The sequence below is a fragment of the Streptomyces fungicidicus genome, from assembly GCF_003665435.1.
GTDB classification, from domain to species: domain Bacteria; phylum Actinomycetota; class Actinomycetes; order Streptomycetales; family Streptomycetaceae; genus Streptomyces; species Streptomyces fungicidicus.
Genome location: NZ_CP023407.1, coordinates 756,639 through 778,940, shown reverse-complemented (window position 1 = coordinate 778,940; position 22,302 = coordinate 756,639). Strand labels below are relative to the sequence as shown.

General features: G+C 72.7%; 18 protein-coding genes. 9 read left to right on the top strand and 9 right to left on the bottom strand.

Annotated elements, in window-relative coordinates:
* The first annotated feature begins 31 nt into the window (after positions 1-31).
* The 4 genes from glgA (at position 32) to CNQ36_RS03340 (ending at position 5,712) form a co-directional block, all read left to right on the top strand.
* Positions 32-1,183, top strand: coding sequence for a glycogen synthase (gene glgA / locus CNQ36_RS03355; RefSeq protein ID WP_121544868.1), 1,152 nt, complete (start codon positions 32-34; stop codon positions 1,181-1,183).
* Positions 1,184-1,233: 50 nt separating this feature from the next.
* Entirely contained in the window at positions 1,234-2,454 is a 1,221-nt protein-coding gene (gene glgC, locus CNQ36_RS03350) for a glucose-1-phosphate adenylyltransferase (protein WP_121544867.1), read from the top strand.
* A 299-nt stretch (positions 2,455-2,753) separates the two neighbouring features.
* A complete protein-coding gene (locus tag CNQ36_RS03345) occupies positions 2,754-4,115 on the top strand; it encodes a wax ester/triacylglycerol synthase family O-acyltransferase (RefSeq protein ID WP_121544866.1) in 1,362 nt (453 codons plus the stop codon).
* A gap of 103 nt (positions 4,116-4,218) precedes the next feature.
* Positions 4,219-5,712, top strand: coding sequence for an SDR family NAD(P)-dependent oxidoreductase (locus CNQ36_RS03340; protein WP_004935339.1), 1,494 nt, complete (start codon positions 4,219-4,221; stop codon positions 5,710-5,712).
* A gap of 15 nt (positions 5,713-5,727) precedes the next feature.
* Here the strand turns inward: CNQ36_RS03340 and CNQ36_RS03335 are convergent, their stop codons facing one another.
* Positions 5,728-6,177 carry a hypothetical protein gene (locus CNQ36_RS03335; protein ID WP_121544865.1) on the bottom strand — a complete coding sequence of 150 codons (450 nt, stop codon included), beginning with the start codon at positions 6,175-6,177 and terminating at the stop codon, positions 5,728-5,730.
* A 477-nt stretch (positions 6,178-6,654) separates the two neighbouring features.
* Between CNQ36_RS03335 and CNQ36_RS03330 the strand changes: the two genes are divergently transcribed.
* Positions 6,655-6,828, top strand: a complete 174-nt coding sequence (locus CNQ36_RS03330; protein ID WP_121544864.1) for a hypothetical protein — start codon at positions 6,655-6,657, stop codon at positions 6,826-6,828.
* A gap of 48 nt (positions 6,829-6,876) precedes the next feature.
* Here CNQ36_RS03330 and CNQ36_RS03325 read toward each other — a convergent pair whose 3' ends face one another.
* Positions 6,877-7,272, bottom strand: coding sequence for a VOC family protein (locus CNQ36_RS03325; protein ID WP_121544863.1), 396 nt, complete (start codon positions 7,270-7,272; stop codon positions 6,877-6,879).
* Positions 7,273-7,569: 297 nt separating this feature from the next.
* On the opposite strand from CNQ36_RS03325, the gene CNQ36_RS03320 reads away from it, so the two are divergent.
* Positions 7,570-10,590, top strand: coding sequence for an alpha-mannosidase (locus CNQ36_RS03320; protein ID WP_121544862.1), 3,021 nt, complete (start codon positions 7,570-7,572; stop codon positions 10,588-10,590).
* 18 nt (positions 10,591-10,608) lie between these two features.
* Here the strand turns inward: CNQ36_RS03320 and CNQ36_RS03315 are convergent, their stop codons facing one another.
* Complete coding sequence (locus CNQ36_RS03315) at positions 10,609-12,030, bottom strand: lipase maturation factor family protein (protein WP_004935347.1); 1,422 nt, start codon at positions 12,028-12,030, stop codon at positions 10,609-10,611.
* 144 nt (positions 12,031-12,174) lie between these two features.
* On the opposite strand from CNQ36_RS03315, the gene CNQ36_RS03310 reads away from it, so the two are divergent.
* Positions 12,175-14,271 (top strand): SpoIIE family protein phosphatase, encoded by a 2,097-nt coding sequence (locus CNQ36_RS03310; RefSeq protein ID WP_121544861.1) that lies wholly within the window; start codon positions 12,175-12,177, stop codon positions 14,269-14,271.
* Between the two features lie 46 nt (positions 14,272-14,317).
* Entirely contained in the window at positions 14,318-15,181 is an 864-nt protein-coding gene (locus CNQ36_RS03305) for an Fpg/Nei family DNA glycosylase (protein ID WP_121544860.1), read from the top strand.
* A gap of 18 nt (positions 15,182-15,199) precedes the next feature.
* Here CNQ36_RS03305 and CNQ36_RS03300 read toward each other — a convergent pair whose 3' ends face one another.
* From CNQ36_RS03300 to CNQ36_RS03290, 3 genes are all read right to left on the bottom strand, one after another.
* Positions 15,200-15,853 (bottom strand): zf-HC2 domain-containing protein, encoded by a 654-nt coding sequence (locus CNQ36_RS03300; protein ID WP_004935355.1) that lies wholly within the window; start codon positions 15,851-15,853, stop codon positions 15,200-15,202.
* 151 nt (positions 15,854-16,004) lie between these two features.
* On the bottom strand, positions 16,005-16,520 hold the full coding sequence (locus CNQ36_RS03295; RefSeq protein WP_121544859.1) for a hypothetical protein: 516 nt from the start codon (positions 16,518-16,520) through the stop codon (positions 16,005-16,007).
* A 137-nt stretch (positions 16,521-16,657) separates the two neighbouring features.
* Complete coding sequence (locus tag CNQ36_RS03290) at positions 16,658-17,203, bottom strand: sigma-70 family RNA polymerase sigma factor (RefSeq protein ID WP_040907917.1); 546 nt, start codon at positions 17,201-17,203, stop codon at positions 16,658-16,660.
* Positions 17,204-17,414: 211 nt separating this feature from the next.
* On the opposite strand from CNQ36_RS03290, the gene CNQ36_RS03285 reads away from it, so the two are divergent.
* On the top strand, positions 17,415-18,569 hold the full coding sequence (locus tag CNQ36_RS03285; RefSeq protein WP_121544858.1) for a CapA family protein: 1,155 nt from the start codon (positions 17,415-17,417) through the stop codon (positions 18,567-18,569).
* A gap of 28 nt (positions 18,570-18,597) precedes the next feature.
* Here the strand turns inward: CNQ36_RS03285 and CNQ36_RS03280 are convergent, their stop codons facing one another.
* The 3 genes from CNQ36_RS03280 to CNQ36_RS03270 are packed head-to-tail and all read right to left on the bottom strand — an operon-like array spanning position 18,598 to position 21,986.
* A complete protein-coding gene (locus CNQ36_RS03280) occupies positions 18,598-18,990 on the bottom strand; it encodes a nuclear transport factor 2 family protein (RefSeq protein ID WP_121544857.1) in 393 nt (130 codons plus the stop codon).
* A 42-nt stretch (positions 18,991-19,032) separates the two neighbouring features.
* Entirely contained in the window at positions 19,033-21,177 is a 2,145-nt protein-coding gene (locus tag CNQ36_RS03275; protein WP_004935365.1) for a putative bifunctional diguanylate cyclase/phosphodiesterase, read from the bottom strand.
* Positions 21,174-21,986, bottom strand: coding sequence for an SAM-dependent methyltransferase (locus tag CNQ36_RS03270; RefSeq protein WP_121544856.1), 813 nt, complete (start codon positions 21,984-21,986; stop codon positions 21,174-21,176). The genes CNQ36_RS03275 and CNQ36_RS03270 overlap by 4 nt, the downstream gene beginning before the upstream one ends.
* Positions 21,987-22,302 lie beyond the last annotated feature (316 nt).

The window sequence follows — 22,302 nt, the reverse complement described above, 5'->3', positions numbered from 1 at the left end:
GGAAACGTCCGCTCAGACAGGGGGTTCACGGGTGCGTGTGGGACTGCTGACCCGGGAGTACCCCCCGGACGTGTACGGCGGCGCGGGAGTCCATGTGGAGTTCCTCGCCCGTGAGCTGCGGCCCCTGGTGGACCTGGAGGTCCACTGCTGGGGCGAGGGCCGCGCGGACGGGGTGCTGCGCCACCGGCCCTGGCCCGCGCTCGACGGCTCCAACGACGCGCTGCGCACCTTCTCCGTGGACCTCGCCATGGCCGCCGCCCTCCAGGGCCGCGAACTCGTGCACTCCCACACCTGGTACGCCAACCTCGGCGGCCACCTCGCCAAGCTGCTGTACGGCATCCCGCACGTGGTGACCGCGCACTCGCTGGAGCCGCTGCGCCCCTGGAAGGCCGAGCAGCTCGGCGGCGGCTACGCCCTGTCGGGCTGGGCCGAGCGCACCGCCGTCGAGGCCGCCGACGCGGTGATCGCGGTGTCCGGCGCGATGCGCGAGGACATCCTCGGCTGCTACCCGGCGCTGGACCCCGGCAGGGTGCACGTCGTGCACAACGGCATCGACACCGGCCTGTACCGCCCCGACCCCGGCACCGACGCCCTGAACCGGATCGGCCTGGACCGCTCCCGCCCGTACGTGCTGTTCGTCGGCCGGATCACCCGGCAGAAGGGCGTGCCCCATCTGCTGCGGGCGGTGCGGGACATCGACCCGGCCGCGCAGGTCGTGCTGTGCGCGGGCGCCCCGGACACACCAGAGATCGACCGGGAGTTCCGTGAGCTGTACGAGGAGCTGAGCCGGGCCCGCGGGGGCGTGCACTGGATCCCGCGGATGCTGCCGCGGCCCGAGGTGATCCAGCTGCTGACGCACGCCGCCGTGTTCGTCTGCCCCTCGGTGTACGAGCCGCTCGGCATCGTCAACCTGGAGGCCATGGCGTGCGGCACGGCGGTCGTCGCCTCCCGGGTCGGCGGGATCCCCGAAGTGGTGGCGGACGGCGTGACGGGGCTGCTCGTCGAGCCGGACGACGACTTCGAGGCGGGTCTGACGCGGGCGCTCGACGCGGTCCTCGGGGACCCCGCCACGGCACGGCGGATGGGCGGGGCGGGGCGGGAGCGGGCGGTCACGGAGTTCGGCTGGGACGCGGTGGCCCGGCGCACGGCGGGGCTCTACGAGGAGATCCTCAAACAGGCTTAGTCCCGTGTGTCCGGGGCAGCCTTGGGAAAGTCGGCGTGAGGGGAGCGGCCATGCGTCGTGGAGGTCCTTCGGTCCTGGGAATCGTGCTGGCGGGCGGCGAGGGCAAGCGCCTGATGCCCCTCACCGCGGACCGCGCCAAACCGGCGGTCACCTTCGGCGGGACGTACCGCCTGGTCGACTTCGTGCTGTCCAACCTGGTCAACGGCGACATCCTGCGGGTCTGCGTGCTCACGCAGTACAAGTCGCACTCGCTGGACCGGCACATCACCACCACCTGGCGGATGTCCAGCCTGCTCGGCAACTACGTCACCCCCGTCCCGGCGCAGCAGCGCCTCGGCCCGCGCTGGTACCTGGGCAGCGCCGACGCGATCCTGCAGTCGCTCAACCTGGTCTACGACGAACGGCCCGAGTACGTGGCGGTGTTCGGGGCCGACCACGTGTACCGCATGGACCCGCGCCAGATGCTCGCCCAGCACATCGAGAGCGGCGCCGGGGTCACGGTGGCGGGGATCAGGGTGCCGCGCTCGGAGTCCTCCTCCTTCGGCGTGATCACGCCAGGCTCGGACGGACTTGCCGTGGACCGCTTCCTGGAGAAGCCCGCCGACCCTCCCGGACTCGCCGACGACCCCGAGTGCGTGTTCGCCTCCATGGGCAACTACCTCTTCACCACCAAGGCGCTCATCGAGGCCCTGCACCGGGACGCCGAGGACGAGGACTCGGTGCACGACATGGGCGGGTCGATCCTGCCCCGGCTGACCGAGCGCGGCGAGGCCGCGCTGTACGACTTCAGCGCCAACCACGTGCCCGGCGAGACCAGCCGCGACCAGGGCTACTGGCGGGACGTCGGCACGCTGGACGCGTACTACGACGCGCACATGGACCTCATCGCCGAGCGCCCCGCCTTCAACCTGTACAACCGGCAGTGGCCCGTCTACACGCACTCCGGCCAGCTCTCGCCGGCCCGCTTCAACGCGGGCGGCATGGCGAGCGAGTCGATCATCAGCGCCGGCTGCCTGATCCGGGGCCAGGTCACCCGGTCCGTGCTGTCACCGGGCGTGGTGGTCGACCCGGGGGCCGTGGTGCAGGGCTCGGTGCTGCACGACAACGTGCACATCGGGCGGGGTGCGGTGGTGCGCGGCGCCGTGCTCGACAAGAACGTCGAGGTGCCGCCGGGCGCGACGATCGGCGTCAATCCGGAGCGGGACGCGGAGCTGTACACGGTCTCCAAGGGCGGGGTGATCGCGCTCGGCAAGGGACAGCTCGTGCCGTAGCGACGGGGCCCCGCGGCCGGGCGGCCCCCGGCCGGCGGGCCGCCCGGCCGCGGGGCCCGCGTGGTGAACCGTTCCTCCAGCGGGCCGCGCCCGTCCGGGTGGCGTCCGTCACCCCGTCGGCCGCCGGGTGCGCCGCACGGCCCCCTCCGTCACCGTGATCCCGCCCCGTTCACCGCACCGGCGGAAGGGGCGGAGACGTCACATGATGTTAACTATGTGTAGCCAGATCGTACTTGACCGTAATCGGCCGGGAGCGATTGACTGCTGATCCGTTCCCGTCGTCCACGCGAGGCCCCGCCATGACCGCAGACCCGCTCGCCCCTCTCGACCTGGCGTTCTGGAACATCGAGTCCGCCGGTCATCCGATGCACCTCGCGGCACTCGGCGTCTTCTCCGCCCGCTCGCCCTCCGCCGCCGCCCACGCGGCGGACCTGCTGGCGGCCCGGGCTGCCGCCGTGCCCGGACTGCGCATGCGCATCCGGGACACCTGGGAACCGCCCACGCTGCGGCTGCCGCTCGCCTCCGCCGTGCGCCGGTCCCTGGCCTTCGGCGGCGCCACCCGGGAGCCCGACCCCGGCTTCGACCCCCTCGACCACGTCCGGCTGCACCCCCCGGCCGCCGACTTCCACGCCGCGGCCGGCCGGCTCATGGGCCTCCCGCTGCGGCGCGCCCGGCCGCCCTGGGAGGCCCATGTACTGCCGGGGGAGGACGGCGTCTCCTTCGCCGTCCTGTTCAAGTTCCACCACGCCCTCGCCGACGGGCTGCGCGCCCTCACCCTCGCCGCCGCCCTGATGGACCCGATGGACCTGCCCACGCCCCGGTCCCGTCCCGCCGAGCCCCGGCGCGGACTCCTCCCGGACGTGCGCGAGGTGCCCGGACTGGTCCGCGGCGCCCTCGCCGACGCGGGCCGGGCCCTGGACATCGGCGCCGCCGTCGCCCGGTCCACCCTCGACATGCGCTCCTCGCCCGCGCTGACCTGCGCGCCCAGCGGCACCCGCCGCACCGCGGGCGTCGTCGTCGACCTCGACGACGTGCACCGGATCCGCAAGAGCGCGGGCGGCACCGTCAACGACGTGCTGATCGCGGTCGTCGCCGGCGCCCTGCGCCGCTGGCTCGACGAGCGCGGCGACGGCAGCGAGGGCCTCGCCCCCCGCGCCCTCATCCCCGTCTCCCGGCGCCGGCCGCGCACCGCCCACCCACAGGGCAACCGGCTCTCCGGGTACTTGATACGGCTCCCCGTCGGCGAGCGCGATCCGCTCGGCCGGCTCACGCAGGTGCGCACCGCCATGGACCGCAACAAGGACGCCGGCCCGCACCGGGGCGCGGGCGCCGTCGCCCTGCTCGCCGAGCACGTGCCGCCGCTCGGCCACCGGCTCGGCGGACCGCTGCTCGGCCAGGCGGCCCGGCTCTGGTTCGACGTCCTGGTCACCAGCGTGCCGCTGCCCGGCTTCGGCCTGAGGCTCGGCGGCGACCCGCTCGGCGCCGTCTTCCCGCTCGCGCCACTGGCCCCGGGCCACTCCCTCGCGGTCGCGGTCTCCACCTACCGGGGAAGCGTCCACTACGGCCTGGTCGCCGACGGCGCTGCCGTCCCGGACCTGGGCCGGCTGGCCCGCGCGGTGACCGAGGAGGTGACGACGCTGATCTCCGCCTGCGACCACTGACGTATCCGGTTTGGTGCTGCGGCCCGGCGCTCCGTAAAATCCCCCGTTCGACAGCGTGCGCGAACGGAGCGCCGCGACAGCAGAGCGGGAAACGGCAGCGGCGATGACGGTGACAGAGGACGGCCCCCAGGCCACGGACGCGGTGGCAGACGGGCCCGGCATCGACCCCGAGCGGCTGGCCGTCTGCCTCGGCGTGCTGGAGGAACTCGACAAGCTCGACGTCGACCACCCGGACGCGATCCTGGTCCGCCGGGCCACCTCGCACATCTACCGCACGGTGAAGCAGCGCCGCCGCCAGGAGCGCCGGGCCGCGAAGACCGCCCACGACAAGGCGGTCACCGAGGCCACCGCCACCGGCTCCGCCGAGCGCATCGACGACGAGACGGAAGGCATCCTGCCGTCCTCCCGCGTCGAGCCCGGCAGGATCGCGGGGATACTCCAGCGCCCGCGCTCCTGCTACACCTGCAAGACCCGCTACGTCGAGGTCGACTACTTCTACCACCAGCTCTGCCAGAAGTGCGCCGCCGAGAACCGCGCCCGGCGGGACGCCCGCGCCGACCTCACCGGCAAGCGGGCCCTGCTCACCGGCGGACGCGCCAAGATCGGCATGTACATCGCGCTGCGGCTGCTGCGCGACGGCGCCCACACCACGATCACCACGCGCTTCCCCAAGGACGCCATCCGCCGCTTCAAGGCCATGGACGACTCCGCGGACTGGATGCACCGCCTGGAGGTCGTCGGCATCGACCTGCGCGACCCGGCCCAGGCCGTCGCGCTGGCCGACCAGGTCGCGGAGCAGGGCCCGCTCGACGTCCTGATCAACAACGCCACCCAGACCGTGCGCCGGCTGCCGTCCGCCTACGCCGCCCTCGTCGAGGGCGAGAGCGCCCCGCTGCCGGCCGGTGAGCTGCCCGCCCACCACGTCATCGGCGCCTTCAACTCCGGCGCGGTCGACGGACTCGCCGCGCTGCCCGTCGGGGTCAGCGGACTCGACGCGCAGGAGGTGGCCGGCCTCGCCCTGGTCGCGGGCAACGCCAGTGTGGTCCGGCACCGCGAGGGCACCGCCATCGACGCGGGCGGCCTGGTCCCCGACGTGGTCGACTCCAACACCTGGGTGCAGAGCATCGACCAGATCTCCCCGGTGGAGCTGCTGGAGACCCAGCTGTGCAACTACACGGCGCCGTTCATCCTGATCAGCAAGCTGCGTCCGGCGATGGCCGAGGCCGCGCGCCGGGCGTCCACCGGGCGCGCCTACGTCGTCAACGTCTCCGCCATGGAAGGTGTGTTCGACCGCGGCTACAAGGGCGCCGGACACCCCAACACCAACGCGGCCAAGGCGGCCATGAACATGGTGACGCGGACCAGCGCACAGGAGATGTTCGACTCCGACCGCATCCTGATGACCTCGGTCGACACCGGCTGGATCACCGACGAGCGTCCGCACTTCGACAAGCTGCGCCTCGCCGACGAAGGCTTCCACGCCCCGCTCGACCTGGTCGACGGAGCGGCCCGCGTCTACGACCCGATCGTGCGCGGTGAGGCCGGCGAGGACCTGTACGGCGTCTTCCTCAAGGACTACGCGCCCGGCAGGTGGTGACGGCCCCCGGAAGCGTCAGTCGACCATGCCGAGCCGGGAGTTGCGTGCCGCCAGCAGCTCCAGCACGGTCCGCCAGTCCTCCAGGACACCGGCGTCGAAGCAGACGGTGCGGGCCTCCTCGTCCGCCGCGCGCAGGCTGAGGAGGTCGTCGTCGGCCTGCGCGCCGGGGCGGGGGCGCGCCCTGACCAGACCGGCCACCCGCTCGCCGAGCAGCGTCCGTACCGCGTCCGCCGCGCGGTCGGCCCGCACCGCGGGTTCGCCCGGCCACAGCAGCCGGCCGACGGGCCCCACCAGGCCCGCCACTTGAAGCTCCTTGTCCGCGGGCCGGCCCCGGCGCAGCAGCGCGGCGGTGCGCAGGGCGTGGTCGTACGCGTCCACCGGGGTGCCGTCGGGGCCCCGGACGTCCCGCCTGCCCCGGCACGCGTACAACAGGTCCATCAGCTCCTCGACGGTGCGCAGCTCCATGCGCCGGTCCTCCCGGGAGACAGCCGTTGCCGTGCGGCAGCAGACCATGGCGAGCTTGCGCCCCGGCCAACGGGACCTGAACTGCGCCACGGCCACGCGCCCTTGCCGCGGGCGTCCACCCCCGTGTCCTCCGAACGGGTGACCAGGGAACGCGTCCCCGATGCGGAAATAGCGGTATATCAGGGAGCATTGGGTACCGCTCGATGTGGGACTTTTTACCGTCGTTTTTGAGCCCCATCGAGCGGGGGGCCGCTCATTTGGTTAGTCTGTTCCGGACGGACAGCAGTTCAGGGTTCCATCCGCACCCACGGTCCGTCATGGGACCAGCCGGTTCACAACGGCCTGCTCTCCCTCGAATGATCCCGGCGCCACCGCGTCCGAAAGGTTTTTCGCATGCAGACCCGAGCGGACGTCGGACGCCAGGCACAGGGCCGACGCAGAACGTCCCGAGGGTGACCGACACATAAGGAGTGCGCGGTGACACCGGAGAAGACGAAGAGCGACGAGCGCCCCAAGGAACACCCGGAGCGCGCCGCCCGCCGGCCCGGGGAACTCGGCATTCTCGACGTGTGGGCCCGTTCGGCCCCGATCCGCCTCGCGGGCTACGAGGACGACCTCGCCGAGCCCCACATCCTGCCCAGCGTCGACTGAGTCCCGTCGCCCCTTCCCCGGCCGGCCGCGCGGCCCTGCGCCCCGCCCCTACGGGCGGACGTAGGGCCGGGTCATGATCTCCATGTTGTGGCCGTCGGGGTCGTCGAAGTAGGCGCCCCGTCCGCCGAAGAGGTCGTTGACCCGGCCCGGCTCGGTGTGGCCGGGGTCCGCGTAGTAGGTGACCCCGGCCGCCGTCAGGCGCGCGATCATGGCGTCGAACCTCTCCTCCGGCACGAGGAAGGCGTAGTGCTGGCCCTGGACCGGCTCGTCCCGCTTCTCGTAGTAGTCCAGGGTCACGCCGTTGCCCAGGTCGACGGGGAGGAACGGACCGAACGGGGCGCCGACCTCCAGGCCCAGGATCCCCGCGAGGAACTCGGCGGAGAGCCGGCGGTCACTGGCGTAGACGGCGGTGTGGTTCAACTCTGCTTGCGGTGCTGCGGACATGGCTGGTCTCTGTCTCCGGTGTCGGTTTCCATGAGGGACGGCAACACGGAGAGGAGGGGCGGGCCACGGGCCACGCCCCGGCGCGGCCTCAGAGCGAGGCCGGGAGCGCCTTCTGTGTACGGCCCACGGCCGACCCGGCAGTCATACCGGCGACCCTAGGCCCTCCCGGCCCGCCGGGGCAACGCCGCCGCCGGCCGCGGGGCACCGACCGCTCGACGGCGCCCTGGTTCGAACGGGTGCGCACCTGGGGAGGTGTACCCCTGGTGACCACCCGCCCTCACTCCTGGAGCGCCCCGCATGCATGACGACCGCACCCTGGTCGAAGCCCGCCTCAAGCGCGTCCTCGACGAGCGCGTCCGCCCCGCCGTGTACCCCGAGTCCGTACCGCTCGAGGTCGCGGTCTGGCACGCCCCCGGAGAGCCCGTCCCCGTCGCCGAGGGCCTGGCGGCCGAACCCGAGCCCGTCCGGGTGGGCGCCCGCTGGGGCGCGCCCTGGGGCACCAGCTGGTTCCGGGTCACCGGCACCGTCCCCGAGGCATGGGCGGGCAGGACCGTGGAGGCCGTCCTCGACCTCGGCTTCGACGAGAACATGCCGGGCTTCCAGTGCGAGGGCCTGGTCTACCGGCCGGACGGCACCCCGGTGAAGGGCCTCAACCCGCGCAACCAGTGGGTGCGGATCGGCGCGCCCGCCGAGGGCGGCGAGGAGGTGCGCCTGCACATCGAGGCCGCCTCCAACCCCGTCATCATGGGCTACCACCCCTTCCGGCCCACCCCGCTCGGCGACAGGGACACCGCGGGCAGCGAACCGCTGTACACGCTCGCCCGCATGGACCTCGCCGTCCTCGACGAGACGGTGTGGCAGCTGGTCGTCGACCTCGAGGTGCTCGGCGAGCTGATGGCCGAGCTGCCGGCCGACTCGCCGCGCCGCTGGGAGATCCTCCGCGCGGTGGAACGGGCCCTGGACGCCGTCGACCTCCAGGACGTCAACGGCACCGCGGAACGGGCCCGTTCCTGTCTCACCACGGTGCTGTCCGCCCCCGCCGTGCCCTCCGCGCACCGCATCAGCGCCGTCGGTCACGCCCACATCGACTCGGCCTGGCTGTGGCCGCTGCGCGAGACCGTCCGCAAGGTCGCCCGCACCACCGCCAACATGACAGCCCTGCTCGAGGACGAGCCCGAGTTCGTCTTCGCCATGTCGCAGGCCCAGCAGTGGGCGTGGGTGAAGGAGCACCGGCCCGAGGTGTGGGCGCGGGTGAAGAAGGCGGTGGCCGACGGGCGGTTCGTGCCGGCCGGCGGCATGTGGGTGGAGTCGGACACCAACATGCCCGGATCCGAGGCGATGGCCCGGCAGTTCGTGCACGGAAAGCGGTTCTTCCTGGACGAGTTCGGCATCGAGAACGACGAGGCCTGGCTGCCGGACACCTTCGGCTTCGCCGCGGGACTGCCCCAGATCATCAAGGCCGCGGGCACCAAGTACCTGCTGACACAGAAGATCTCCTGGTCGCGGACGAACAGCTTCCCGCACCACACCTTCCGCTGGGAGGGCGTCGACGGCACCCGGATCTTCACCCACTTCCCGCCCGTCGACACCTACAACTGCTCGATGATGGGCAGCGAGATCGCCCACGCCGTCCGCAACTTCAAGGACAAGGGCGTCGCCCGCCACTCCCTCGCGCCCACCGGCTGGGGCGACGGAGGCGGCGGCACCACCCGCGAGATGGTCGCCAGGGCTGCCCGGCTGCGGAACCTGGAGGGCTCGGCGGCGGTCACCTGGGAGACGCCGTCCGCGTTCTTCGCGAAGGCCGAGGCCGAGTACCCCGAGCCGCCCGTCTGGGTCGGCGAGCTCTACCTCGAACTGCACCGCGCCACCCTCACCAGCCAGGCCGGCACCAAGCAGGGCAACCGGCGCAGCGAGCACCTGCTGCGCGAGGCCGAACTCTGGGCGGCCACGGCTGCAGTGCGCACCGGATTCGCCTACCCGTACGAGGAGTTGGACCGGATCTGGAAGACGGTGCTGCTGCACCAGTTCCACGACATCCTGCCCGGCTCCTCCATCGCCTGGGTGCACCGCGAGGCCCGCGCCACCTACGCCCGGATCGCCGCGGAACTCGACGGCGTCATCGACGCCGCCCAGCGCGCCCTGGCCGGCGAGGGCACGGTCCCGCTGGTCTTCAACGCCGCCCCGCACACCCGTGCGGGCGTTCCCGCGGGCGGCGCGCGTCCGGCGTCCGGCGAGGGCCGAACCACCCTCGACGCGCGCCCCGGCGGCGGGCACGTCCTCGACAACGGCCTGCTGCGGGCGGAGATCGACGGGAACGGCCTGCTGGTCTCCGTCCACGACGTCGAGGCCGACCGCGAGACCATCGCCCCCGGCCGGGCCGGAAACCTGCTCCAGCTCCACCCGGACCTGCCGAACATGTGGGACGCCTGGGACGTCGACGAGTTCTACCGCAACACCGTCACCGATCTGACCGACGCGGACGAGGTCGCGGCGGGGGCGGACGGCGCCTCCGTGCGGATCGTCCGCTCCTTCGGCAGCTCCCGCGCCGTCCAGGTGCTGTCGCTGCCGCCGGGGGAGCGGCGGCTCGTGGTGGACACCGAGGTCGACTGGCACGAGACGGAGAAGTTCCTCAAGCTCGCCTTCCCCCTCGACCTGCACGCCGAACGCTACGCGTCCGAGACGCAGTTCGGGCACTTCTTCCGGCCCACCCACACCAACACCTCCTGGGAGGCCGCCAAGTTCGAGGCGTGCAACCACCGCTTCGTCCACCTCCAGGAGCCGGACTGGGGCGTGGCGGTCGTCAACGACTCCACGTACGGCCACGACGTGACCCGCACGGTCCGCGCCGACGGCGACCGCGGCACCACCACCACGGTCCGGGTCTCCCTGCTGCGCGCCCCGCGCTTCCCCGACCCGGAGACCGACCAGGGCGTGCACCGCTTCCGGCACGCGCTGGTGCCGGGCGCGTCCATCGGCGACGCGGTGCGCGAGGGCTGGCGGGTCAATCTGCCCGAGCGCCGCCGCACCGGGGCGGGCGAGGTCGCCCCGCTGGTGACGGCGGACCGGGACGCCGTCGTGGTCACGGCGGTGAAACTGGCCGACGACGGCAGCGGCGACGTCGTCGTCCGTTTCCACGAGGCGCACGGCGCCCGGGCCCGCGCCACGCTCACCACCGGTTTCGCCGCCACCGGCATCGAGGTGACCGACCTGCTGGAACGCCCGCTGGCGGACACCGAGGCACCCCCGCTCGACGGCGACCGGATCACCGTACGGCTGCGGCCCTTCGAGCTGATGACGCTGCGGCTGAAGCGGAACTGACGGCCGCACCCCGCGCGGCTACGGCCGCCGAGCCGCCCCCGTCAGCCGCGTGGGCGGCAGGAACTCCCGCACATACGTCCGCTCCCAGCACGCGCCCGTCTCCCGCAGCTCCCGCCAGGTCGTGTACCGGTAGCGGAAGAGACGGGCGCGGATGTGCCGGGGCGGCGCGTCCGGCGGGAAGGGGGAGCGGCGCAGCAGCCTCAGCGTGTCCCGGTCGTTCTCCAGCAGCCGCTCCACCAGCGCGCCGAACCACGGACCGGCGTACGCGGGCGACAGCGCGGCGAACCACATCAGCCAGTCGAGCCGCAGATGGTACGGCGCGAACTGGCGCGGCCAGCGCCGCGGATCACCCGGCTTGCCCTTGAACTCGTACTCCCGCCAGTCGGAGTCCTTCCGGGGCGACTCGTCCGCCGTGCCCTCGACGACCACCTCGTAGCGGATCCGGCTGACGCTGCCGAACGCCCCGTACGTGTTGACCAGGTGCAGCGGGTCGAAGGAGCGGTTCATCACCTGGCGGCGGGAGACCATGTTGCGCACCGGCCGATGGCTGAGGCCGAGCAGCACCGCGCACACCGCGAGGACGACGACCACGTACCACAGCGGCGCGCCGGGCACCGCTGGCGGTTCGGCGGGGAACACCACCACCGGCAGGGCCAGCACGATCGTGATCCAGTTCAGCCACGCGAAGTTCCCGGACAGCACCAGCCACAACTGGGTCACGATCATCAGCGCGGCCGCGGCCGTCGCGACCGGCTGCGGGGCGAACAGCAGGAACGGCACCACGAGCTGGGTGACATGGTTCGCGGCCACCTCGACCCGGTGCAGCGGCTTCGGCAGGTGGTGGAAGAACCAGCTCAGCGGCCCCGGCATCGGCTGCGTCTCGTGATGGTGGTCCAGACAGGTCAGCTTCCGCCAGCACTCGTCGCCCCGCAGCTTGATCAGCCCCGCCCCGAACTCCACCCGGAACAGGATCCACCGCAGCAGGAACAGCACCACGACCGGCGGCGCCACCTCGTCGTTGCCGAGGAACACCGCGAGGAAGCCGACCTCGAGGAGCAGCGACTCCCAGCCGAACGCGTACCAGGTCTGCCCGACGTTGACGACCGACAGGTACAGCGCCCACGGCACCAGCCACAGCAGCATCCCGCCCCACAGCGGAAGCAGTGAGTCCACCCCCGCGGCCAGCGCCGCCGACACCGCGCAGCCCGTCCAGGCGCAGCCGGCGAAGAACCGGTCCGAGTAGTGCCACTGGAACAGGCTCGGCGAACTGCGGAACGGCACCCGCTCCACGAAACGCGGCACCGGCAGCATCCCGCGCTCCCCGATCAGCGCCCGGAACTGCAGCGCCGCCGTCAGGAACGCGACCAGGTACAGCGCGGCCAGCGCCCGCTGGAAGACCAACCGGCTCAGCCAGTAGTCGGACGCGGTGAACCACTCCACGGCCGTACGCTCCCTCCTGCCTCGCCCCGCCGGACCCCGTGACTCTCCGTATACCACCGGGCGGGCCGGGCAACCCACGTGGGGGAAGCGTGCAGAACCCGCCCAGCGGTCGAAGAATCGCGTGAATGCTGGCAAGGTGGGCCCATGGCTGATCGGGGAGCGCACCCCCTGTCACTCCCGGACGACTGGCCGGACCACCCGGATCCGATCCTGGTGCTCAACCGCATGGGGAGCTTCGACTGGGATCTGGACGCCGGGGTGATGCAGATGGACGCCCAGGCGCACGAGATCTTCGACGTGCGCCCGGACGAGTACGACGACTGCCCCACGACCCTGTCGGTGCGGATACCGCCCGCGGAGGCCCTGCGGCTGGACGCCACCGTCTCCCAGGCGCTCAAGGACGGCAGGGAGAACTACGGCGCCTACTTCCGCGTCCGCCGCCGCGACGGCTCCATGCGCTGGACCCACACCCAGGGCTACATCCGCCGGGACGACACCGGCCGGCCCCACCGCGTCATCGGCATCGTCCGCGACGCCACCCAGGAGCTCGACGACGCCGAGGCCCGGCGGGAGCAGGCCGCGCAGGGGAACGCCCGCCGCCGGCAGACCAACATCGTCCAGCTCACCACCGCCGCCCTCGCCCACGCCCGCACGGTGCGGGAGGTCATCGACGCCCTGAAGGACACCCACGGCCTCACCCATCTGGGCGCCACCAGCCTGGTGATGGGCCTGGTCGAGGCCGGCCGGATCCGGCTCGTCGCCGAGGGCCCCGAAGGCAGCTTCGTGCCGGGCACCGACGTCACCCGGATCGACGAGCCCTACCCGATGAGCGAGGCGGTGCGCACGCTCAGCCCGCGCTTCATCGAGTCCCCGGAGGACTTCGCCGACCGCTATCCGGGGCTCTGGGAGGGCATCACCGGACTGCACATCACCTCGGCCGCCTATCTGCCGCTCATCGTCCAGGGCCGCCCGATCGGGGGCATGGGCCTGCTCTACAGCGACCGGCGCGGCTTCACCGCCGACGAACGCAACATCCTCGTCGCCCTCGGCAGCAGCATCGCGCAGAGCCTGCAGCGCGCGATGTTCTACGAGCAGGAGATGGACCTCGCGCAGAAACTGCAGCAGGCGATGCTGCCGCGCACCATCCCCAGCGTGCCCGGCGCCGACCTCGCCGTCCGCTACCGCGCCGCGACCATCGGCGGCTCCCTCGGCCGGGACATCGGCGGCGACTGGTACGACCTGATCCCGCTGCCCGGCGGCCGGGTGGGCGCCGTCATCGGCGACGTCCAGGGGCACGACACGCACGCCGCCGCCGTCATGGGCCAGCTGCGCATCGTGCTGCGCGCCTACGCCGCCGAGGGCCACCCGCCGGCCACCGTGATGGCCCGGGCCTCCGTCTTCCTGGACGAGCTCGACACCGACCGCTCCGCCACCTGCCTCTACGCCGAGGCCGACCTGTCCACCGGCCTGCTCCAGATCGTCCGGGCCGGTCACCTCGACCCGCTGGTGCGCCGCGCCGACGGCTTCTGCCGGCGGGTCTGCGTCCCCGGCGGGCTGCCGCTCGGCCTGTCCGCGGAGTTCGGGCGGCTCGACTACCCGGTCGGCACGATAGAGCTCGACCCCGGCGAGACGCTGCTGCTGTGCACCGACGGACTCGTCGAGCGGCCCGGTTCCGACGTCGACGACGGCATCGAGACCCTGTCCGCGCTGATCGCCGAAGGGCCCGACGACGTACGGGAGCTCGCCGACCGGCTCATCGACGTGGCCGAGGAACGCGGCGGCGACGACGACGTGGCGCTGCTCGTGCTGCGCCGCCGCGTCCTGGACAGCCAGCGGCCCGGCGGCCGGCTCCGGCAGCGGGTGACACCGGGCGATCCCGAGGCCCTCGCCGGGGCCCGGCGCATGATCCGTACGGCGGTGGGGGCCTGGGGCGCGGGGGACCGGGCCGACGAGATCGAACTGGTCGCCGACGAGATGATCACCAACGTGCTGATGCACACCGAGGGCGCCGCGGTCGTCACCCTCAGGGCCCTCACCGGCGGCGAGCCGCGCGTGCGGGTGGAGGTCGAGGACACCTCCAGCGCCCTGCCGCGCCGCAGGGAGGCCGGGGAGTCGGGCGTCTCCGGGCGGGGCCTGCTCCTGATCGAGACGCTGACCGACGTCTGGGGCGTGGAGGCACGCGGCGGCGGCAAGTGCGTGTGGTGCGAGTTCGTGGTGGAGAAGGAACCCGACCCGGTCTGAACCGCGCCGGCCGCGGTGTCCGGCCGGCGGATGGCACTCTGGACGTATGCCGGAACTGCCCGAGGTCGAGGCGCTCAGGGACTTCCTCTCCGAGCACCTCGTCGGCCACGAGATCGTGCGCGTGCTGCCCGTGGCGATCAGCGTCCTGAAGACCTACGACCCGCCGCTCACGGCCCTGGAGGGCCGCGAGGTCATCGCCGTGCACCGGTACGGCAAGTTCCTCGGCCTGGAGACGGACGGCGGACCGTACTTCGTCACCCATCTGGCCCGCGCCGGCTGGCTGCAGTGGAAGGACCGCCTGCCCAGCGGCCCGCCCCGCCCCGGCAGGGGCCCGCTCGCCCTGCGGGTGGCGCTGGAGACCGGCGCCGGCTTCGACCTCACGGAGGCCGGCACCCAGAAGCGGCTCGCGGTGTACGTGGTGGCGGACCCGGCGGAGGTGCCGGGCGTCGCCCGGCTCGGCCCCGACCCGCTGGCCGGTGACTTCGACGAGCGGCGGCTGGCGGAGCTCCTCTCCGGCGAACGCCGCCGGCTCAAGGGCGCGCTGCGGGACCAGGGCCTGATCGCGGGCGTCGGGAACGCCTACAGCGACGAGATCCTGCACGCGGCCCGCATGTCCCCGTTCAAACTGGCCGCCTCCCTCACCCCGGAGGAGACCACCCGGCTGTACGAGGCGCTGCGCGGCACCCTCACCGAGGCGGTGGAGCGCTCCCGCGGGGTCGCGGCCGGGCGGCTCAAGGCGGAGAAGAAGAGCGGCCTCAGGGTCCACGGCCGTACCGGTGAGCCCTGCCCGGTGTGCGGGGACACCGTCCGCGAGGTCTCCTTCAGCGACTCCTCGCTGCAGTACTGCCCGACCTGCCAGACGGGCGGCAAGCCGCTGGCCGACCGGAGGCTCTCCCGGCTGCTGAAGTGAGCACCCGGCCGTGCGGCCTCACCGCGGCTCCAGCGTCACCAGGCTCTCGCCCTCGGCGGTGCGCACCTCGTAGCGGGCGATGTCCTCGGGGTGCATGGCGGAGCCGCCGAGGACCGTGTTGGGGCGGGCGTCGTGGCGGGGCACGCTCCAGCTGGTCACCGTCTCCTCGGAGCCGTCCAGGCCGACCACCACCAGGCGGCAGGTCCGGGGACCGGCGCCGTCCTTGACCTCGATCTCCATGGCGCTGCCCCAGGCCTCGTCCGCCGTGGTCACCTGTGCCCACACCCCGGACCGCTCGTCGGTCGCCGTGATGCTCACGGCGCTTCCGCCGTCGTCCCGCGCCGTCACCGCGAGGGCCGGCGCGCACACCGCGGCCACCACCGAGGCGGCCAGCGCCAGCAGCAGCCGCCGGCGCCCCGCGCGGCGGCGCGCCGCCACCTGCGCCAGCAGCCGGTCCAGCATCCTCGGACCCGGCTTGGCCAGTGGGTGCACCAGGCGCGGGGTGGAGCTCCGGTACAGCATCAACTGGCGTGCCGCGGGACCGAATTCGGTCACCTGGAGGGCGCACTGGGGGCACTCCATGAGGTGGTCCTCGAAACGGAAGGCATCCGCCTCGTCCAGCACACCGAGCGCGTAGGCGCCGACGTCGCGATGCCTCTCCAGGGACCTCATGCCGAATCCTCGTGCCGTTGGGTGCGGGTGGGGTTACTCCTTGCTCCCACCGGTACGCACCAGGCAGCCGAATCACTCAAGCACCGTGCCGAATCGTAACCAAGGGATTCGGAGCCCTCCGGCCCGCGGATTGGTCGGATTTCCGGCTGACCTAAAAAAGATGGATGGCGAGGTGGCCGAGCGGCAGCCCCAGCTGCCACGCCGGTGTCCACACCTTCGGTCCCTCGTCCTCACCGGCCGCCGCGCCGCCGCCCGGCACCGCGTTCAGATCGGGTGCCAGCAGCTCCGTCTCGCGCAGCCAGCGCCAGGCCTCCCGGGCCAGCTCCAGATCCGGATCGGGGGCGTCCCGGCCGGTGACCGCCGGGGACAGGTCCCTCAGCCGCCCCTGCACCCACTCCTGCCACGGCTGGTCGTAGGCGGTGAGCGACAGCCAGGTCTCCAGCTGGGTGACCACCCGGATGCCGGACAGCTCGCCGTCGGTGTCGGACAGGAAGACGGTCAGCGCCAGCGCGTCCCGCCCGGCGCGGAACTCGAACGACGTCGGCGGCATCAGGTCGCCGCTGCGCAGCAGCTCGTCGGCGATGTACTCGGCGTACAACCACGCCATGGGGACGGTCAGTTCACCGTCGCCGGTGCCGTCCGTGCTCTCTCGACCTCTGTGCAGCATCCCTTCCTGCCTTCCTCCGGTGCGTGCGCGTCGCCCGAACCCGGGCCCCCCGGTCCGGAACACGGATGAGGACAGCCGATTACTCAACGGGGGTCGTCGGCAAGGCGCTTTACGGAGGCTTGACCCGACGGGCGGTTTCACCGCATGTCGGAGGCGTATCCGGGAAGCACCCGGCGCAGGGCGCGCAGCGCGTAGTACGCGCGCGACTTCACGGTACCGGGCGGGATGCCGAGGGCCGTCGCGGCTTCCGCCACACTGGCCCCCTGGAAGTACACGAGCACCAGGACTTCACGGTGCTCGGGAGTGAGTGTCTTCACAGCCTTCCGGACGTCGAGTGCGGCCGCGGCCCGCTCCGCGTGGTCGGAGATCACCCGGGCGTTCTCCAGGACGGCGTCGCCGACCTCGGCGGGCCGCGCCTGCCGGGCCCGTCGCGCGTCGATGGCGAGCCTTCGCGCCACGGTGAGCAGCCAGGGCCGTACGGAGTCGAAGTGCTCGGCGCGCAGGGCCTCGGGGTGCTGCCAGGCGCGCACCAGCGTCTCCTGGACCAGATCCTCCGCGCGCTGCCGGTCCCCGTCGCAGAGCCGGAGCAGCAGCGCGAAGAGGGGCCTGCCGTGCTCGCGCTGCAGTGCGGCGAGCTCGTGCTCGGCGGTCGTCCCGTTCGTGAGTGTGATTCCGGCCGTCATGGCCGTATGGCAGCGCACCGCGTCACTCGGGGACAGGGCGTGCACAGGAGCGTGCGGCGGACGGTCGATCGCGTCGACGAACGGTTCGACGAACGGTCGACACGGCGGTTCGCGCACGCCGGTCGGCCTAAAAGGCGTGTCGTAACGGCAACCGGCGGCATGCGGCTTCTTACCTGTTTATCCACAAATACGACTACAGCGGGGTGAAGTGATGATCGCACGCAGTCGGCAGGTGGCCCTGGCCCTGACCGTCGTCCTCGCCGCGGGCGCCGCCTGTCAGGCCCGCGCCCACCGACCGGCGGAACCGGGGCGTCCGGCCCCTTCCGCCACGGGCCCCCGGGGCTTCACCCTGGTCGCCTCGGGGGACGTGCTGCCCCACGACTCGATCATCGAACGCGCCCGTTACGACGCCGGCGGCAGCGGCTACGACTTCCGGCCGATGCTCTCCGGCATCCGCTCCGTCGTCGACCCCGCCGACGTGGCCCTGTGCCACATGGAGACGGTGTACGGCGCGGACGGCGACTACACCGGCTACCCCCTCTTCAGGTCCCCGCCCGAGGTGGCCGCCGGCCTCGCCGCCACCGGCTACGACGGCTGCTCCACCGCCTCCAACCACTCCCTGGACGACGGCGCCGACGGCATCCGCCGCACCCTGGACGCCCTCGACCGGGTCGGTGTACGCCATGCCGGCTCGGCGCGCACCGAGGCCGAGGCCCGCACGACGACCGTGCTGCGCGCGGGTACCGCACGGGTCGCCCACCTCGCCTACACCTACGACACCAACGGCCTCCCGCTGCCCCCGGACCAGCCCTGGGCCGTCTCCCTCGCCGACGAGGCGGGGATCGTCGCCGACTCGCGGGCCGCCAGGAGGGCCGGGGCCGATGTGGTCGTCGTCTCCCTGCACTGGGGCACCGAATGGCAGGAGACCCCCGACGAGCTGCAGACCGCGCTGGCCCGCTCGCTCACCGCCTCGGCCACCGGGGGCCGCCCCGACATCGACCTGATCCTCGGCACCCACGCCCATGTCCCGCAGGCCTACGAGAAGGTCAACGGCACCTGGGTCATCTACGGCATGGGCGACCAGATCGCCGGTGAGATGACCAACCACGAGGGCGTACAGGACGCCCGCGGCAACGAGTCCACCCTGGGCCGCTTCACCTTCGCCCCGCCGAAGCGCCCCGGCGGGCGCTGGGAGGTGACCCGGGCGGAGTTCGTCCCGCAGTTCTTCGACGTGGACGCCGGACGGGTGGTCAACCTCAACCAGGCGCTCGCCCGGGGCGCCGAGGTGCGGGCCGTGCGCGACCGCATCCGGACCGTGGTGCTGAGCCGGGGCGCCGCGCGGGACGGGCTCGTGATGGGGGAGTGAGGACCGCGCACGCCGCGCGCGCGGGCGGTCAGGCGGTGCCCGGCGGCACCGGCGTTCCCTGGTGGTAGTACATGCGCCGGCCGGACTCCTCGTCCCGCCTGCGCCACAGGGAGCAGCGGCGGGCCCGGTGCCCGTCGAGGACCGTCTCGTAGGTGAGGTGTACGAGGCCGGGGGCGAGGAGGACGCCGGTGATCCCCGACGGTTCGTACACCGGGCCGCCGGCGCCGCCGCCCGGGTGGCCGGACAGCTCGGCGAGCATCTCCGCGTACGTGTAGCGCCGGCCGGACGCGCCCACCTCCGTGAACTCGGGGTCCAGGAGGCGGGCGGTCTCGGTGCGGGAGGACCGTACGGCGGGGGACAGCAGGCGCAGTTCGCGCTCGATCGCCTCGTTCACCGCGTCCGCGTCCGTCTCATCGGTCATCGGCGCATGATCGCACGGCGCCCCGCCCTCCCCACCCGGGTTTCAGCCCGTCGCGTCCACCAGGGCGAGGTCGTGCAGGCGGTCCGGCGGGCCCGGGCGGGCGTAGTACCAGCCCTGGGCCGTGTCGCAGCCGAGGATGCGCAGCTGTTCGGCCTGGGCGCCCGTCTCCACGCCCTCCACCGTGACCGCGAGGTCGAGGCTGTGGGCCAGGGAGACGATCCCCTCGACGATCTTCAGGTCGACGGGGTCGGCCGGGAACCGCTGCATGCTCTGGGTGAACGAGCGGTCCAGCTTCAGGACGCTCACCGGGAGCCGGCGCAGGTTGGCCAGGTTGGAGTAGCCGGTGCCGAAGTCGTCCAGCGCGATGTCCACGCCCATCTCCGCCAGCCGGCGCAGCGGCTTCAGCAGGTCGTCGTCCGCGCCGATGAGCGCCGACTCCGTCACCTCCAGGCACAGCGCGTCCGGCTCCATCCCGGTGCGCTCCAGGATCTCGACGGTGTCCTGGACGAGGCCGGGGTGGGTGAGCTGACAGGGCGACAGGTTCACGTTGATGCGCAGCGGGCCGAGCGCTTCCGCGCCCCCGTGCCGGTCCCGCCACTCACGGGCCTGCCGTACCGACTGCTCCAGCACCCAGCGGCCCAGCGGGACGATCAGCCCCGTGTGTTCGGCGAGCGGGATGAAGCGGTCCGGGGAGAGCACCCCGTGCTGCGGGTGCAGCCAGCGCACCAGCGCCTCCGCACCCCGTACGCTGCCGTCGCCGAGGTGCACCAGCGGCTGGTACTCGATGAAGAACTCGCCCCGGTCCAGGGCCGTGGGCAGCGCGGTGGTGAGCCCGTGCCGGGTGATGGCGCGGGCGTCGGCCTCCGGGTCGGCGAGCTCGAACCGGTTGCCGCCCGCCGACTTGGCCCGGTACATCGTGATGTCGGCGCTGCGCAGCACCTCCGCCGCGCTGCGCTCCCCGGCCGGCCCCTCGACGATGCCGATGCTGCCGCGCACGGTCAGCTCCCGGCCGTCCACGCTGATCGGGGCGAGCAGCGCGTTCATGATGCGGCCGGCCAGCTCGTCGACCGTGCGCTCGGTGTCGGGCCCGGTGGTCAGTGCCACGAACTCGTCGCCGCCGAGGCGGGCCACCAGCTCACCCGGCGCGGTGGCGCAGGCCTGCAGCCGGTCGGCGACCTCGACCAGCATCCGGTCGCCGGCCGCGTGACCGAGGCTGTCGTTGACGGTCTTGAAGCCGTCCAGGTCGAGGTAGCACAGCCCGAACCGCTGGCCCGCTCCGGCGCCGAGCGCCTTCTCCAGCCGCTCGAAGAAGAACGTCCGGTTGGGCAGCCCGGTGAGCGCGTCGTGCGTCGCCTCGTACCGCAGCCGCAGGTTGAGCAGCCGCCGCTCGGTGGTGTCCTCCATGAGGGCGAGCTGGTACTGCGGGTCGCCGTCGGGATCGCGCAGTAGGGAGACCGTGAGATTGGTCCACAGGACCGTGCCGTCCGGACGGTAGAAGGCCTTCTCGAGGTGATAGTGCTCGCGGTCCCCGTGCACCAGCTCGTCGTAGAGCCGCCAGGTCTGCGGGGCGTCGTCGGGGTGCGTCCACTCCTTGACGTTGCGGCCCCGCATGCTCTGCTCGGTCAGCCCGAACATGCGCCGCAGCGCGCCGTTGACCTGGAGGACGTTGCCCTGCAGATCGGCGATGCCGATGCCTATCGCCGCGCCTTCGAACACCGCGCGGAACCGCGCCTCGGTGGCGTGCAGCGCCTGTGCCACCACACCCTGGGCCTCCAGCGCGGCCTGCGCGATGGCCTCCTGCTCGGCCAGCGTCCGCGCGCGCAGCGCCTGCGCGAAACCGGCGGCCATGGCGTGCTGGAGCCGCGCGGAGCGCGCCCGCAGGTCCTCCCGGTCGCCGTCCCCGCCGCAGTACAGGACGAGATAGGCGTCCACGCAGTCCAGGGTCCGGCTGAGCGCCTCCGGATCGGTGCAGTGCGCCTCCACCAGCGCGGCCCCGACCGCCCGCCCCGCGTCCGCGTCGAACGCCCGGGCCCGCAGCGCCTCGCTCAGCATCCGGGCCGGCGGCAGCAGCTGCTCCTCGAACTCGGGGCGGGTCGACGACGTCGAGGTCACCGGGAAGACGGCCCGGCTCCAGATCGTCGCGAACCGGCGCAGTCTGTCCTCCGGCCCGTCCGGCTCCGCGCTCACGCGGTACGCCCCACGCCCGCGACACCGGAGAACGCGTAGGGATCCTCGTCCTCCGGTGCGGTGTCGGGCCGCCACTCGGGCATCGGCACCAGTCCGGGTTCCACCATGTCGTACCCCTCGAAGAACCGCGCGATCTCGTCGCGCGTGCGCATGATCAGCGGGTTGCGAATGTCCTGGTACACGTCCACCGCGCCCTCCGCCCGCTCCGGCGGCAGCGGGATCCCCTCGTACGAGGCGTGGGTGAGCACGAGCATGCTGCCGGGCGCCAGGGCCTGGCGCAGTTCGGCCACCGCCGCGTAAGGGTCGTCCGCGTCTTCCACGAAGTGCAGTATGGCAACGAGGAGCAGTGCCACTGGCCGATTCAGGTCGATCAGCCCCCGCAGCTCGGGGCTGTTCAGGATCTCCCGCGGCTTGCGGAGGTCCGCGGCGACGATGTCCGCGCGGTCGTTGCCGCGCAGGACGGCCTGGCTGTGCGCCACGGCCACCGGGTCGTGGTCGACGTACATCACCCGTGCCTCCGGGGAGGCCTTCTGCGCCACTTCGTGAACGTTCCCGAATGTCGGGATGCCGGAACCGATGTCCAGGAACTGGGTGATTCCCTCACCGGCCGCGAAACGCACCGCCCGCCGCATGAAGGCACGGTTCGCCTGCATGATCTTGGGCAGTCCCGGCATGAACTCCATGGCCCTGCGGGCCGCTTCCCGGTCGACCTCGAAGTTGTGCGAACCGCCCAGGTAGTAGTCGTACATCCGGGAGACGCTGGGCACCGTGATGTCGATGCTCCGCGGCGCCCAGGCGGGACGCTCCATGTCTCTCTCCAAGGCGTAGGCGATCCGGTGTTCGAGCAGAGGCTACTGATCGCCCGCCAAAGGAGCGACCCCAAACGGAAATTGACCATCCGTTCCCGGTCACTGCCAGTGGCACGTGCCTATTCGACGCCGCCGCACAAGGTGACAAATGGTGTCCACGGCATTCCGGAGAGTTCCGGCACGCCGGGAAGCAGGCGGAGGAGAGCGCCGGCAATTCCATGGGTCGCGGTGAATCACGGCAAAACGGTCCGCCCCACCGCGGGACGCGGAGGGGCGGACACGGGCCGGCGGCGTCCGGAGCGGACGACACCCTGGG